The organism is Hymenobacter qilianensis (assembly GCF_014489555.1).
Lineage (GTDB): Bacteria > Bacteroidota > Bacteroidia > Cytophagales > Hymenobacteraceae > Hymenobacter > Hymenobacter qilianensis.
The window spans coordinates 4,450,776-4,467,159 of sequence record NZ_CP060784.1; the positions used below are offsets into that span (position 1 = coordinate 4,450,776).

Here is a 16,384-nt window from a genome sequence, read left to right on the forward strand (position 1 = left end):
CCCGGTCAGCCCCGCGACTGGGATTATCACCACCCCGAGCATTACGCCGTGCCCATTGTGGCCGCCGGCACGCCTTTGCCCCTGTTCAGTGCCGCCCAGGACAAGGACCAGGTAGAAGCGCGCGGCATTAGCAGCACGGCCTGGACCGATTACGTCACGACGCCGGCCGGCGAGCTGGCTTTGCGCATGGTGGTGGGCCAACCTCAGTTGGGCCAACCGAAACCGGCCGCAACGGCTGGCCCTTCGGCGGCTTTGCGGGCTTACTTCGGCCACAAGCTGGCGGGTCGCGCTGCTGATTTAGCCAGCTTCAAAGAGGTGGTGGTGAAGGGTCGCGCAAACCAGCCCGCCACCGCCGTGAAGGTAGTGCTGCAAACAAAAGACGCGGCGGCCTATTCGGCTACCGTGCAGCTGGGCGCGGAGGTGCAAGAGGTGCGTATCCCGCTCGCCGCATTCCGCTCCGATGCGCTCCTGCTGCTGCCTCGGCCCTACCCTGGTTTCCTGCCGCTTACGCATCAGTCCTCCAGCCAACCAGCCCTGCAACTCACTGACGCTGAAGTGCTGCAATTAGTGCTCGACGCTGCTGCTCCCGCTAATGGTCAGTTGCACGTGGATATTGAATCAGTCTCTTTACGATAAAACGCATGTTTTCTATCCCGACGCTTTTACCTGTTCTTTCACGCATCAGCGGCGGCTTATTGCTGGTAGCAGCCCTTAGTCAGTGCACCAGCCCCGATAAGCCGAAGGACCTGACCCCAGCCCCAGCCATTGACTTCAATCAGGAATGGCAGTTTGCAAAAGACATAGATACGGTTGTCACTCCTTCGTTTTTTGTTAAAACAGCCGACAGCGCTGCCCAGTGGAAGGTTGTATCGTTGCCGCATACGGCCCAAATCGAGCCCGTTGTAACTGATAAAAAGCAGTGGCAGGGCACCTGTTTCTACCGCAAGTTTTTTCAGGTGGCCGCCACCGATTCGGGTAAGCGTGTGGCCTTGCATTTTGGGGCGGCTATGCACACGGCCGATGTGTATCTGAATGGCAAGCGACTCCAGCGGCATCTGGGGGGCTATTTGCCCTTCACTGTGGATATTTCGCATCAGCTGAAGTTCGGACAGGAGAACTGTCTGGTAGTGAAGCTGAATAACCAAGACAACCCCGACGTACCGCCCGGCAAGCCCCTCAAAGACCTGGACTTCAACTTCTACAGCGGCCTCTATCGTGAGGTGCAGTTGTTAGTTCAAGACAAAGTATACATCACTGACCCTGTGCAAGCGGGCCGACCGGCAGGTGGAGGCATTTTGCTGCATTATGAAAACGTGAGCCCCCAATCGGCGACGCTACAGGTGCAAACGGATGTGCAGAACGATGCCGCTCAGGCTCAACCAGTGCAAGTGCGCGCTACCCTGCTCGACGCCAAAGGCACCGAGATAGGCAAGATCGAGAACAAAGAAGTCAATATTGCTGCCGGCGCTTTCGGCAAGGTAAGCCAGCAGCTCACTATCCCTAAGCCGCAATTGTGGTCCCCAGAAACGCCGTATCTGTATCGCTTGGTAGTAGAAGTGCTGCGCGAGGGCAAAGTTATTGATCGTCAGGAAGTAAAAACCGGCGTGCGCACCATTCGCTTTGCTACGGATGGCTTTTACCTAAACGGCCAAAAGCTACGCTTGCGCGGCACCAACCGTCATCAGGAGTATCCTTATCTGGGTTACGCGCTGTCGGACAATGCCCAGTACCGCGACGCCTGGCAGATTCGGGAGGCTGGATTCAACTTCGTGCGCTGCTCCCACTACCCGCCTTCCCCGGCCTTTCTGGAGGCCTGTGATGAGTTGGGAATCTTGGTCATGAACTCTATTCCCGGCTGGCAGTTCTTTGGCGACGCCGATTTCCAAAAAAACAGCCTGCAAGATGTGCGCGACATGGTGCGCCGCGACCGCAACCACCCCAGCATCGTGCTCTGGGAGTCGTCGTTGAATGAGACCGACATGAGCAAGCCCTACATGGAGCAAACCCACGCGGCCGTGCACGAGGAGCTGCCCTGGAAGGAAGGCGTATACACTTGCGGCTGGATGGACTACGCCTACGACGTGTTCATTCCGGCCCGCCAGCACCGCAAAGCCCCCGATTACTGGAATAAGTACGCCGGCAAAAAGCCCCTGTTTCTGTGCGAATACGGCGATTGGGAATACTATGCGCACAATGCCGGCTTCAACCAAACCGCCTATGCGGGCCTGAAAGAATCGGAGCGCACGTCGCGCCAGCTGCGCGGGCAGGGCGAGCGGGCTCTGGCCCAGCAGGCCCTCAACTTTCAGGAAGCCCACAACGACAACTACCGCAGCCCCGCCGTCGGCGACGCCAACTGGCTGATGTTTGACTACAAGCGCGGCTACGCCCCCGATATCGAGTCGTCTGGCATAGCCGACATTTTCAGGCTGCCGAAGTTTGCCTACTACTTCTATCAAAGCCAGTATGGCCCCATAAATGCCCCCACGGCTTCGGTAAGCCCATGGTTTTCATTGCCAACTACTGGCAGCCAACCTCCAGTAAGCAGGTAGTGGTGTACAGTAATTGCGATGAAGTAGAGCTCTCGCTCAACGGCAAAGTAGTAGCCCGCCAACGCCCCGACAAAAACAACTTTTCCGACCAGTTGCCTCACCCGCCCTTCACCTTCACGCTGCCGAACTACACGCTGGGCACCTTGCGGGCCGTGGGCTACTATCAAAGTAAGAAAGCGGCCCAAATGGAGCGGCGCACGCCAAGAGCCGCCCAAAGCATCAAGCTCTCCTACGCCCGCAATGGCAAAGACCTAGTAGGCGGCCAGAACGACGCCGTGTTTCTTTATGCATCTGTAGTTGACGAAAATGGCACCGTAGTACCCGATGCCATTAATTCGGTGCGCTTTAACGCTAAAGGCGGCGAGTTGATCGGCAATAACCCGGTAAAGGCTGAAGCCGGTATAGCCACTATTCTGCTAAAAATGCCCCCCAGGCAAGGTTCAGCTCAACTTTCCGCCACTGCGGATGGCTTGGCTTCTGCCACTCTCACCGTCGGGAGCGAATAATAATTGTTGCTGCTGTTACGAAAACAAAATACTGCATGGCACTGCAATTCAGAGCCCCTGTTTTAGCAATCGTTTGTGTGAAATAAGCAGAATGCATATCACTTTAAGTCAAGCAATTAATCGGCTTTAAAAAACACGTGGAATTGAATATTCAATTATCACAGAATACGCGATTACCAAAAGCTAATGAAATTTAATTATCGATTGTGTTTTTCTTGACATTATAAATTTACTCAGTAGTAGGGCGCTCAGTTATGTGCACGGCGATTGAATGAGTGGTTGATAAGTACGACGGGGCTGATTTATCAGGCTCAACAAATACAGAAAGGTATTTTAGACACTTCCGCAATTCCGAAAATTGCAGTTGGTAATGTTGAATTTGACACAAATAAATCAGGCAGTTTTAAATAAATGACAGCTTAAATTAATTGCATTTTTTAACGTCAAACCTTTAACTTGCGCAGTTTTTTCACCATTTTAGAATGTGGGCAGAAATAGCCAAGTCTGAATTTTATGGTCCGCCGGCCGTAGTGATTCTTCATTTCTCCACCCACCTTTTTGCTTGCCCGGCTTAGCCGGTTCTTTTATTCCCACCTCAAACATTTTTTCAATGAAACACCCTTACCTGGCGAAACTACTGTTTCTCCTTTTGTTCATCTGTGCCGGGTTTACCGGCGCGTTCGCCCAGACCGGCTCCGTGAGTGGTCGGGTACTGGACGAGCAGAGCCAAGGATTACCCGGCGTGACAGTACTGATTGAGGGTACTTCACTTGGTAACTCCACAAATGCCGACGGCACTTTCTCTATCCAAAACGTGCCGGCGGGCCAGCAGACCTTGGTCGTATCCTTTATTGGATATACAACAAAGCGTCTGCCGGTTGCCGTCACAGCAGGTCAGAATACGGAAGTAAACGCAACCCTAGGTGAAAATACTACCCTGCTCAATGAGGCAGTAGTGGTTGGCTACGGTACGCAGCGCCGGCAAGACGTGACAGGCTCCGTAGCTACCGTTGACTCCAAAGACTTCGTGCAGGGACAAATCACCAACCCCGAGCAGCTGATTAACGGCAAAGTAGCTGGTGTGCAAATCACATCGGGTGGCGGTGCTCCTGGCTCGGCTACCAGCATTCGTATTCGTGGTGGTGCTTCGCTGAATGCTACCAACGAGCCGCTGATCATTATTGATGGTGTTCCTATTGATGGCAATAGCATCAGTGGAGCAGCTAGCCCCTTAAGCACCATTAACCCCAATGATATTGAAACTTACACCGTTTTGAAAGATGCATCGGCCACAGCCATTTACGGCTCGCGCGCTTCCAACGGGGTTATTATCATCACCACCAAGAAAGGCTTGCAAGGTGAGAAATTGGCCGTTGCTTTCAGCAGCCAGTTCTCAATAGCCAAGAAGTACAACGAAGTAGACGTTCTCTCAGCCGACCAATTTCGGGCCGTAGTTGATCAGCGTGGTAATGAGGCGCAAAAAGCGCAAGTAGGTGCAGCAAGCACCAACTGGCAGGATGTTATTTTCCAAACCGCTTCTACGACCGACAACAACATCAGCTTGACCGGTGCGCTCGGCAAATTGCCGTTCCGGGTGTCAGCTGGTTATCTCAACCAGGATGGTATTCTGAGAACGAGCAATTTGGAGCGTTTCACAGGCTCTATCAGCCTGACGCCCGTGCTGCTGAAGGACAATCTGCGTTTGACTTTGAATGCAAAAGGTAGCCGGGCTAACAGCTTTTTCGCTGACGAAGGGGCAATTGGTGCCGCTATCAACTTCGATCCGACCAAGCCCGTTACTGGTGACAACTTTGGTGGCTACTACGAGTGGACTCAAGCGAATGGTAACCCACTAGCATTGGCTACCCGCAACCCACTAGGCTTATTAGAATTGCGTCGCGATGAAGCCACGGTTGACCGCTTCATCGGCAACGTGCAGTTCGATTATCGCCTGCCTTTCCTCACCGATCTGCGCGCCGTATTAAACCTCGGCACTGACCGCTCTTCCAGCGTTGGCACCCGCTTCGTACCGGCTATTGCAGCACGTTCGTTTACTCGTGGTGGTGAAAACAACCAGTACGCCCAGGATCGTTACAACAAGCTTCTCGACTTCTACCTGAACTATGTGAAGTCAATTGGTGGGAGCCGCCTCGACCTCACGGGGGGCTATTCTTACCAGGATTTCATCCGGGAGGAGCCGCGCTTCGACGACCTTCGTGAAGACCGCACTGTGTTTTCACCAGCTGCCTTCCCTTTCCCTTTTAAGACGCAGAACACGCTGGTTTCCTTCTTTGGACGCGCTGTTTATAACCTGAAGGACCGCTACACAGCTACGGCTACGCTTCGCTCTGACGGTACTTCTCGCTTTGCTCCAGGAAAGCAGTTTGGCTACTTCCCAGCTGTTGGTCTGGCCTGGAGTATCAAGGATGAAACCTTCCTAAAAGGTGTAGATAAGATAACGCAACTTAAGCTGCGTGCTGGCTACGGCATCACAGGTCAGCAGGATTTGGAAACGGCTGTCGGCAACTATCCCTTCCTAGCTCGCTATACCGTAGGCGATTTGAATACCCAATATCAGTTTGGTTATAACGCTGATGGTACCCCTCGTTACATTAGTACCCAACGCCCAGAAGGATACAATAAAGACCTGAAATGGGAAGAGACCACCACCTATAATGCTGGTCTTGACTACGGAATTCTGGATGACCGCATCTCCGGTTCGATTGACGTCTACAAGCGCGAAACCAAGGACTTGTTAGCAGTCGTAGCACTTCCAGCAGGTTCTAACCTGATCAATGAGTTTGCCCGCAACATTGGTACGCTGGAAAACCGTGGTATCGAAGTTGCCCTGAATGTTGTACCGGTCCGCTCTGAAAACTTCAACTGGAGCGTCAACTTCAATGCGGCTTATAACGACAACGAAATCACCAGCTTAAGCGACGTTACCGATCCTAACTTCACAGGCTATTTGGTTGGCGACATTTCAGGTGGTACGGGTAACCGCATTCAGATCAACTCTGTAGGATACCCTGCCAATTCGTTCTATGTGTATAAGCAGGTATATGGTCCTGAAGGTAATCCCCTCGAAGGAGTGTATGCCGACTTAAATGGTGACGGCCAAGTAACGGAACTAGACAAGTATCGCTACAAGTCATCTAACCCTAAGACTACGCTGGGCCTCAGCTCCAACGTATCGTACCAGAAGTTTAACCTGTCCTTCACGATGCGTAGCTACCTCGATAACTACGTGTACAACAACGTATACGCGGACCGGGGTACTTACCGTGGCCTGTTTGATCCGAATAACTTCCTCGGCAACGTTTCTACGAATGCTTTAGAGACCAACTTTGCCAACAACCAGTTCTTCTCAGATTACTATGTAGAGAATGCTTCGTTCGTGCGTATGGACAACATCACTGTTGGCTATAACGGCGGACAGCTCTTCAACGAAAAGCTAAACTTTGGCCTGACCTTCGCTGTTCAGAACGTGTTCGTTATCAGCGACTATAGAGGGCTCGATCCGGAGATTTTCAGCGGCATCGACCGTAACTTCTACCCCCGTCCGCGAACGTTTACGGTTGGTCTAAATCTGGGATTCTAATTTCCTCGTACTTCAACAGACATGAAAAATTTACTAATAAGGAGCTTATTAGCCATTGCGGTGACTACCTCCACGCTAGGCCTCTCGTCTTGCGTAAAGGATCTCGACAGAGAGCCTGAATTTGATCCGACCTCTGCCATAGTTTATAATGATCCAGCCAACTATGAAGCTGTATTGGCGAAGCTTTATTCTGGCTTGGCGGTTAGCGGTCAGCAGGGTCCTAGTGGTGCCCCGATCTACGCGGTTTCGATGAAGGTACTTCCCCTTACCTGCGTATGTATTGGTTTACGCAGGAGCTCCCTACCGATGAGGCTATCATTGCGTGGAACGACGGTGACCTGCCTGAGCTCAATCGCTTAACCTGGACTCCGAGTAACACGTTTGTTCGCACCATGTACAATCGCCTGTTTTATCAGGTGACTGTTTGCAACGAGTTCATTCGTGAAACCACCGACGAAAAGCTAAGTGGACGTGGTGTTTCGGGTGCGCTGGCGGAGAACGTTAAGCAGTATCGGGCAGAAGCTCGGTTTCTGCGTGCTCTGAGCTATTTCCATGCACTCGATATGTATGGCAATGTGCCCTTCGTGACCGAGAATGATCCAGTAGGCGCATTCCTGCCGAAGCAAACTACCCGCGCTGAGCTATTTAGCTACATTGAGTCGGAGCTATTGGCTATCGAGCCTGAATTAGCTGCTGCTCGGCAGAACGAGTATGGCCGTGCCGACCGCGGTGCTGCCCAGACGTTATTAGCTAAGCTCTACCTGAATGCCCAAGTGTATACTGGTCAGCCAAAGTTTACGGAAGCTGCTACCTATGCTAAGAAGGTAATCGATTCAGGCTATACGCTCACACCAGTATACAACAACCTGTTTGTAGCTAACAACAACATAACAGGCGCTTCCGAAATCATCTTCCCCATCACTTTCGATGGATTGCGGACGAAGACGTATGGTGGCATGACCTTCCTAGTTCACGCTGGTGTGAACAATGGCACGATGGACCCTGCTGCTTATGGCGTTAATGGTGGCTGGTCGGGCTTCCGCGCCAAGTCTACTCTTGCTGATAAGTTCACGGATCTAACTGGTGCCAATGACGACCGTGCCCGCAACTTTGTGACTGATGGCCACAAGAAGGAGAACACCGATATTTTCACCTTCACAGATGGCTATGGCTTGCAGAAGTATCGCAACGTAACCTCAACTGGTGGCAAAGGCAATGACACCTCCGGTGAGTTTATCGATACCGACTTCCCTATGTTCCGCCTTGGCGACGTGTATCTGATGTACGCAGAAGCTGTAGTTCGTGGCGGTGCTGGAAGTGCTGCTGATGCTCTGACTTACGTTAACCGCGTGCGCCAACGCGCCAAAGCATCCACTATCACTGCTGGTCAGTTAACGCTGGACTTTCTGTTGGATGAGCGGGCTCGTGAACTGCACATGGAGTGCCACCGTCGTACCGACCTGATTCGCTTCGGCCGCTTTGGTGGTACCAACGTGACGTATAACTGGCCCTGGAAAGGTGGTGTATTACAAGGACGCCCTGTATCTGAAGCGCTGAACCTCTACCCTATTCCATCTTCCGACCTCACTGCTAATCCTACATTGAAGCAGAACCCAGGTTACTAATTGACCGACGTAGTTAAAACCGAATATCTAGCGACTCTAGATATTCGGTTTTGATTCTTCAAATCCTCAAAAAAATTCCCATACAGATGAAAAACTGGCTTACCCAAATTCTGGGACTTTGCACAGCCGTACTACTGCTCTCTTCCTGCGAAAAGGATGAAAATCAGATAGTAGCAAAGCCCGGCCGAGAGACTACTCTCACTACTGTATCCACCAATGTACCCCTTACGCTAGAGGACAAGGACAAGACCTACGTGGTCTACTCTTGGACACCCGTTTCGTTTGGCTACCAAGGTGAAGTGGTTACCTACACTTTAGAAGTTGATAAAAAAGGGAATGAGTTTGCCTCTCCCAAATCGTATTCTACTGGCGCGGCACTTACCAAAACATTCACGGTAAATGAAATCAATAACCTGATGATTGATTTGGGTGCGGTACAGGATGACAAGACAAAAGAGTACAGCCCCATTGAATTGGAAGTACGCGCTAAAGCAGCCCTTGGCGCAAGCCCTACGGCTAATGCATTAGCTAAGTATTCCCCGGTTACTGCCCTTTCTGGCAAGCCTTACAACGCCAATGCTGCCATCGTTTACCCTTCACTTTGGGTACCGGGCGCTTATCAGGGCTGGGCTCCGGAAAAGGCCCCTTTGATTGCTTCGGGAGACAAAGCAAATACAAAGACATATGAAGGCTACATCAACTTTACGGGAACTGATTTAAACTTCAAATTGACAAGCGTAGCTGCTTGGTCTGGTACGAACTACGGAAAAGGTGATGCAGATAACACCCTTTCTACCGACGGCGGCGCGGGCAACTTACAGGTGCCGTCACCCGGCTATTATTTAATAAAAGCCAACACCGATAAATTGACTTGGTCGGCTGAAAAAACCACATGGGCTGTGATTGGTTCAGCTACTAGCAAAGGGTGGGATGCTGATACGCCTATGACGTACGATCCTGCCACTGGTGTTTGGACGGTAACTACTACCCTTTCGGCTGATGGAAAGATAAAGTTTCGTGCGAATAGTGACTGGGCCATCAACTATGGCGACAAACTCGTTGATGGTAAGGGCGATGGCTTGCTAGAGGGTGGTGCCGATGATATTGCGGTGCCCGGTGCTGGCAACTACACCATTACGCTGGATCTGAGCAAAGGAGCTGGTAACTACAGCTACACGTTCAAGAAAAACTAAACCAGTTTCATCTGACTTATCATTCCCAGAAGGCCACCGCGATGCGGTGGCCTTCTTGTTTTCCCGTTTCCTTGTTATAGATACCAATAGCAGAGAATAGCATGCTGGGGGCTTTTTCTCTAAAAAAAGCCCCCAGCATGCTATTCAAGCGTAAAGCTTTCATCTACCAGATTCTTTTCCGTGCTTCGCTTCTGCTGCTACGGGCATCGCAACGGTAGCTAACCCATTTCCTGATCTTCCCATCCGTTCTTCAGACCATTTCTTCTATGATCATTATTGCCGACGGCGGCTCCACCAAAACGAACTGGTGCCTCATTGACGACGCGGGTACGCGTATCAACTTCAATACCGAGGGCTACAACCCCGATTTCATTAATACGGCGGGTATTCAAGCCTCCCTGCAGAAAAACCTGCCCGACACGCTGGAGCTGGACAAAATTGAGGAAGTGCATTACTATGGCGCTGGTATTTCATCGGCTAAAAAAGCGGAGATAGTAGCCGCCGCTATGCGGGCGGTATTCACGAAGGCGGAAGTAGTAGTTGATCATGATTTGCTGGCGGCCGCCCGGGCGCTGCTAGGCACAAAGCCTGGCTTTGCGGCCATTCTAGGCACAGGCACCAACTCCTGCATCTATGATGGCAAGAATGTAGCGATGAATGTCGACTCGCTCGGGTATTTTCTGGGTGATGAAGGCAGCGGCTCTTTCATTGGAAAGCGGCTGCTCCGCGACTACTTGCGTGGCTTTCTGCCCGATGGCTTGCAGGAAAACTTCCGCGAAACCTATGGCCTTACCCGCGACGAAATCCTCGATCGGCTCTATAATCAGCCTTTGCCCAACCGTTTTCTGGCCAGCTTCGCCAAGTATGCCTACGACCACAACAACGTAAGCTACTGCCGCGAAATAGTGCTCGACGGCTTCAAGGCTTTCTTCGACAATCTGGTAACCAAATATCCTAACTATCAGGATTACACCTTCAACTGCATCGGTTCGGTAGGCTACAACTTCCGCGACGCGCTGATTCAGGTGGCCAAAAGCCACGATATGGAAGTGGGCAAAATCATCCGCTCCCCCATCGATGATCTGGTGGATTATCACACCATCCTTACTAAAAAACAGAAGTAGAATGCACGGCTGGCAGGTCGGGGCACTGTCCTTTCTTTCCAGACTTGCTACCAATAAAAAAGAGCGACCCTGCTGGCAGGGTCGCTCTTTTTGGTTCTTGGGGGCTTTTTTAGTGTTGAACTACCAATCTTGTGGTTTGAATTTGCCCCCCGGCGCTCAAACGAACGAAGTACACGCCGTTGGCCAGCCCCGCCACCGATACCGGCAGCTCGTGGGCCCCTACAGCCTGACGTGGGGTAGCTGGCAGCGTGCGCACGTTGGCCCCGAGCAGGTTCGTGATAGTTACCGCGACCGGAGAGGCCGTCTTCAGCTCGTAGCGAAGTGTAGCGGTGGCCGCGGCCGGATTGGGCGCAGCCGTCAGGTTCAACACTAAATCCTGCTTACGCTTGGCCGATAATACCACGCCCTGCGGCCGGTTCACTTTCTGCGATGTATACACGCGGTACTCACCGGGTCCCAGCGTGATGGGTGTGTTCAACTCTGCGGCGCTCACGGTTAAAGTAGCATCGGAGAGGTAGTTATACCAGGTGCCGGCGCTCTGAAAGCCGGGCGCAATAGTACGCGACACGACATCAAAATTTCCGATAACCGTCACACTTAAGTCGGCATTCGCCACGTGAATGCTTTTGGTGGTTCCGCTCAGGCTTTGCGTGTAGGTTGCCGGGCTTTCAAACACCGACTGCGTTTTCTTCAGCTCAATCAGGCTCCGGTACACGTTGTACAAGTTGCGACGGGCCGGATCCTGCTGATATTCCCACCGGATGGGCTTGTTACCGACGCGCCCATTGAAGTTGATACCGACGTCGTAGCCAAGCTCGCCAAATTGCCACACCATCTTGGGGCCGGGAACGGTAAAAAAGAAAGCCGCCGCCTGGCCCATGCGGCTCAGGGCGGTATTCACATCGCGCACGTTGTAGCCGGGAGCGGCACCGCTTTGGTTGCCTTCATTCACGGCCCGCACCATCAGGCGTTCCTCGTCGTGGCTTTCCATATAGGTAATCAGGTTGGGCTGTTGCCAGCCGCGGTTGGCGTAGTAGCCACCGCTAAAGTCGGAGCCGCTGTTCAGGCCACGCACGGCGTTGGCATAGCTGCCGTTCTGATTGCCCCACAGCATCATGCCGTAGTCAGCCAATACCTTCTCCTCATCATTGTCGCTCAGGTGTTCCAGAATGCAGTACACGTTGGGGTCAATGGCGCGAATCTGATCGTAGATGTTCTTCCAGATGGCAATACGCGAGTCGTCGCGGCGGCCCCAGGCACTCACGTCGTTGGGGTTGTTGCGCTGGGTAAAGCCCTTCGATAAATCGTAGCGGTAACCATCGATGCGGTATTCCTGTAGCCAGAACTCATTTACCCGCTCCACGAAGTATTTGGTAAACGAGCTTTCGTGGTTGAAGTCGTAGCCTACGTTGAAAGGGTGCGTAGCCGCCCGGTTGAACCACGGGCTCCCGGCAGTGGGCGCACCGTTTTCAAAGTACATCTGCACCATCGGCGACTGCCCGAAAGAGTGATTGAGCACCATATCGATGATGACGGCCATACCGCGCTTGTGGCACTCATCCACGAAGCGCTTCAGGTCATCCTTGGTGCCGTAGTATTTGTCGGGAGTGAAGTAGAAGGATGGGTTGTATCCCCAGCTTTCGTTGCCTTCAAACTCATTGATGGGCATCAGCTCAATGGCGTTTACGCCCAAGCGTTGCAGGTAGCTCAGCGTATCCGTGAGGGTTTTGTAATCGTGGCGGGCAATAAAGTCGCGCACCAGCAGCTCATATACCACCAAATCGGTACGCTTCGGCTTCTGGAAGTTCGTAACCTGCCACTGGTACTCTGCCTGCCCTGACTGAAAAGTAGAGACAATGCCAGTGGTTTTGCCGGTCGGGTACTGCAACAAAGCCGCCGGATACGTGACTGCCGGAATCGTCTGGTCGTTGTTCGGGTCGAGTACTTTCTGGGTATAAGGGTCAGCAACACGCAGGGCACCATCTACCAGGTACTGATACGTGTATTCGCGGCCGGGCGTGAGGTTATCCAACTGTATCCACCAGCGGCCGTTGCTGCTGTTGTCGGGCGCATTGTCGGTAGCACTCACGGGCGTCCGCTTCATGGCCGACGCCGTAGTGGGCTGCCAATCGTTGAAGTCACCAATGGCGTAAACAAACTGCTTATTGGGTGCCGTCAGACTCAATATCGCGGATGAGCCGCCATTCAAGTACGTTACGCCATCTTTTTTGGCCCCCACCGGCAATTGCGCCACGGCAACAGCTTCGCGGCTTTGTGCGGTCAGCAGTGTTTCGGCTATACCATTAGCGTCCGTAGCGGTAAGGCGAATGGTATTGGCCCCCGGCGCGGTCAGCGTCACCGTTCGGGTGATGGTGGTTGCATTTGGCTCTGAGGCGCCCAGCTGCACGCCATTCAGGTACAAAGCCAGCGTGGCGGGCACAATTGAGCTGCCCGTAACGGTGGTCGGCGTATTCAGCACGAAGAAATTGCTGCCCGGCCCAGTGGGAGCGGTAAAGCGCAGATTAAACCGATCCTGAGCAACATCGATGAAAATGTCGCCACTGGGTCCCCGACCTACTTTACTGCCGTCCGCATTCTTGAAAATCATTCCCAGCCGATAAATCGTGGTGCCGGGCGTGATGGGGTAAAAAGTATTCGGCGTGAAGGTGATAGTATAAATGTTGGCATTGGTAGCCGAGCGCGTCATTTTGGCCGCTGGGTCGGGCTGGTTGAAGGCGGGGCTTTTGACGTTGGTCCAGGTAGAGCCAGTAGGTCCGCTGGTAATAACGCCGGTCCAGATATACACGTCACCGGTGAAATTGGCTAGTTCGCCGTTGCCCTGCGTGGCATTGAAGGTGATCGTGACGGGCTCCGAAGCCAGAAAAACGGCTGGCTGGGTTGTAACCTGTCCGTACGCTACGGGAAGCCCCGTTAGTAGCACAAGCAGGCTAAATAAAAGTCGAAGTGTTTTCATTAAAAATGGATTGATGGTGGGAAGTCAGGAGAGCTGAACAAAGCATAATGCTTCATTTCATTCAGCGTTAATAAGCAAGAAGAATAAAGGTACACAACGAACTGTTTAGCTTAGCTCCTGAGCGCGTCCATTTGTTTGTAGCTTTGATTGTTCTGACCCCCGAGGTCATCAGCTCCCGCATGACGCTTTTCTTTCGCTTTTCTATAAAAGTCCGGTGGTGCTTAGTGCTTCTTCTGGCAATAAGTGGGTTAAGACCAGTCATTTGCCAGGCCCAAAGCAATGCTGATACGGCTTTAGTTGCGCCGGCTCCTCCCCTCTTACGCCACTCAGCCCTACCCGCCGATACGGCCCGCATAAGCCACCGCCTTCCCATCCTGGCGGGCGGACTCGCGCTGAGCTACACGGGCCTCGTGTATGGCTTGAGCAAAAGCTGGTATACCGGTGAGCGGACTGCCTTTCATTGGTTCGATGATAGCCGCGAGTGGAAGCAGCTAGACAAGGCCGGACACTTCTGGGGGGCTTTTCACGAAAGCCGCGGCGCGGTGGATATGCTGCGCTGGGCCGGCGTGCCCGACCGCAAAGCCCTCTGGTATGGCGGCTTCGTGGGTTTCCTGCTCCAAAGCCCCCTAGAGCTGCTCGATGGCCGCGACCCCGCTTATGGCGCTTCCGCGTATGATCTGGGGGCCAATTTTCTGGGCTCGGCCGGACTTATTGCTCAGCAGCTGGCATGGAATGAAGTGCGGATAATGCCCAAATACTCTTTCCGCACCACCCGATACGCGGCGCTCCGGCCCAATGTGCTGGGCAAGAGCGTAGGCGAGCAGCACCTGAAGGACTACAACGGCCATACCTACTGGCTTTGCGCCGACGTAGCGGCGTGGCTGCCGCAGGAAAGCAAATGGCCCAAGTGGCTGCAACCGGCCGTGGGCTACGGCGCTCAGCAAATGGTGTACAACGACCCCGCTACCAACGCCATTCTGGGCCTCAACGATTACCGGCAGTATTATTTGAGCTTCGATGTAAACCTGATGCGTATTCCGACGCGCAGCAAATTTCTCAAGCGCGTGTTCTACGTAGCTAGCATTTTCCACCTGCCCGCCCCCGCTTTGGAATATAACTCCCGGCGCGGTTTCGTCCTGCACGGACTGTATTATTAAAGTATAGGCATACACTGCCTCGGCGGCGAAGCCAGCCTGCTACTTACTGCACCCTTCACTTCAGAGCAATTATTACCCGCTGCAAACAGCGGGCTTGAATTATCGTGTCTACAATTTCAAGGCTAAAAATTACACCCCATACAACTGCATCATTATAATAATACAATTCTCAGCACAAGAAAAGCTCATCAATACATTATCTGCAAATACTCACTTCAGAGAAATATCCTTGATGTTGCTCCGGCTCATAGCTAAACTAACCGGGGACGTTCATTCTACAAAACGCTGACTACCAAACGCTAGCTCAACCATTCCCACTCTTCGCCACTTACTCTATCCACACACCATGCCTCATCCTTAAACCTGAAACCTAGATATGAAAAAACTCTTATTGTTAACCTTAATGGTCTTGGCCACTTTTCGCTTAGCGATGGCCCAGGATCGAACGCTACAAGGACGAGTAACGGACCGTGCTACGGGCAACGGCCTGCCTGGTGTAACCGTGCTCGTGAAGGGTACCACTATCGGGGCCTCAACCGACTCGGAAGGCAGCTATACTCTATCGGTGCCGGCTTCAGCTACTACGCTTACGTTTAGCTTTATAGGCTATACCACCCTTGATCGGCCCATCACCGACGCCAGCACTATCAATGTGGCGATGGAGGCCTCTGCCCGCGAATTGGGTGAAGTGGTCGTAACGGCGCTGGGCCTAGAAACCAGCCGCGACCGGCTTGGTACGGCGCAATCTACGGTGCAGGGGCAAGCGCTGGTACGCTCCGGCGAAACCAGCCCCATCACGGCTCTTTCGGGCAAGGCGCCCGGTGTGCTCATCACCCGCTCTACCGGCGACCCCGGTGCCAGCGCTAACATTCAGATTCGGGGCGCCAGCACCATCACGGGCAATTTGCAGCCCCTGATTGTGGTGGATGGGATTCCGATATCCAACACGTCGGTGGGCGAAAACACGCCCGGTACCGCCGGCGGTATTGTGGCCAGCGGTGGCGGGGCGGCCTCCAACCAGATTTCGGGTGTCGTGCAGCAGTCGCGCCTCAATGACATCAACCCCGACGATATTGCCTCTATGGAAGTACTGCGCGGAGCCGCCGCCGCCGCACTGTGGGGTACGCGGGCCGCGAATGGCGTATTGGTGATTACCACCAAAAAAGGCCGCAGTGCCGACAAGCTCAACCTCTCCTACCGTACCACCTACGGCATCGACGAAATAAACCAGGTGCCTGAGCTTCAGCAGCGCTACGGGCAAGGTCTCAATGGTTTGTTTGCCCAGGGCAATGCCCGCAGCTGGGGCGACCGTATTGCCGACCGCTCCGGGGGAGCCGATGCAGCTATTACAACGCCTGGCGCGCCTGGCTACCAGGGCTTTATTACCTTCGCCGATGGAACGCAGCGCTTCGCCATTCCGGCCGGTACTGCTGCTAACCCTCACGGCGGCAAGAACAGCCGCGACACCTACGACCACAGCGACGAGGTATTTGGCCGGGGCTATACTTGGGATAATATTGCCACGCTCAGCGGCGGCGACCCGCGCAGCAACTTCTACATCAGCTTGGGCAACACTCACACCGAGGGCATCGCGCGCAACAACAGCGACAACGACCGCACTACCTTCCGGGTAAACGTAGACCGGCAGCTGGCCA

General features: G+C 53.3%; 9 protein-coding genes and 1 pseudogene. 9 read left to right on the forward strand and 1 reads right to left on the reverse strand.

The features are described 5' to 3' along the window. The first annotated feature begins 48 nt into the window (after positions 1-48). The 7 genes from H9L05_RS20215 to H9L05_RS20240 all read left to right on the forward strand — a co-directional run bounded on the left by H9L05_RS20215 (position 49) and on the right by H9L05_RS20240 (position 10,598). Complete coding sequence (locus H9L05_RS20215) at positions 49-636, forward strand: hypothetical protein (RefSeq protein WP_187732430.1); 588 nt, start codon at positions 49-51, stop codon at positions 634-636. Positions 637-641: 5 nt separating this feature from the next. Next, positions 642-2,549: a glycoside hydrolase family 2 protein gene (locus tag H9L05_RS20220; protein ID WP_223284592.1), complete on the forward strand. Its 1,908-nt coding sequence runs from the start codon at positions 642-644 to the stop codon at positions 2,547-2,549. Beyond that, on the forward strand, positions 2,501-3,055 hold the full coding sequence (locus H9L05_RS24270; protein ID WP_223284593.1) for a DUF4982 domain-containing protein: 555 nt from the start codon (positions 2,501-2,503) through the stop codon (positions 3,053-3,055). The genes H9L05_RS20220 and H9L05_RS24270 overlap by 49 nt, the downstream gene beginning before the upstream one ends. 610 nt (positions 3,056-3,665) lie before the next feature. After that, positions 3,666-6,656, forward strand: a complete 2,991-nt coding sequence (locus H9L05_RS20225) for a SusC/RagA family TonB-linked outer membrane protein (protein WP_187732431.1) — start codon at positions 3,666-3,668, stop codon at positions 6,654-6,656. Between the two features lie 275 nt (positions 6,657-6,931). Further along, entirely contained in the window at positions 6,932-8,281 is a 1,350-nt protein-coding gene (locus H9L05_RS20230; protein WP_317175035.1) for a RagB/SusD family nutrient uptake outer membrane protein, read from the forward strand. Between the two features lie 86 nt (positions 8,282-8,367). Continuing rightward, positions 8,368-9,474, forward strand: coding sequence for a SusE domain-containing protein (locus H9L05_RS20235; protein ID WP_187732432.1), 1,107 nt, complete (start codon positions 8,368-8,370; stop codon positions 9,472-9,474). 266 nt (positions 9,475-9,740) lie between these two features. After that, entirely contained in the window at positions 9,741-10,598 is an 858-nt protein-coding gene (locus H9L05_RS20240; RefSeq protein ID WP_187732433.1) for an N-acetylglucosamine kinase, read from the forward strand. 109 nt (positions 10,599-10,707) lie between these two features. On the opposite strand, the gene H9L05_RS20245 is transcribed toward H9L05_RS20240, so the two are convergent. Further along, entirely contained in the window at positions 10,708-13,572 is a 2,865-nt protein-coding gene (locus H9L05_RS20245) for a DUF4961 domain-containing protein (protein ID WP_187732434.1), read from the reverse strand. Between the two features lie 143 nt (positions 13,573-13,715). Between H9L05_RS20245 and H9L05_RS20250 the strand changes: the two genes are divergently transcribed. Together H9L05_RS20250 and H9L05_RS25335 are read left to right on the forward strand one after the other, a co-directional pair. After that, on the forward strand, positions 13,716-14,729 hold the full coding sequence (locus tag H9L05_RS20250; RefSeq protein ID WP_223284594.1) for a YfiM family protein: 1,014 nt from the start codon (positions 13,716-13,718) through the stop codon (positions 14,727-14,729). Between the two features lie 430 nt (positions 14,730-15,159). Continuing rightward, positions 15,160-15,879, forward strand: a pseudogene (locus H9L05_RS25335) (carboxypeptidase-like regulatory domain-containing protein); the annotation flags it as partial. Positions 15,880-16,384: the final 505 nt, after the last annotated feature.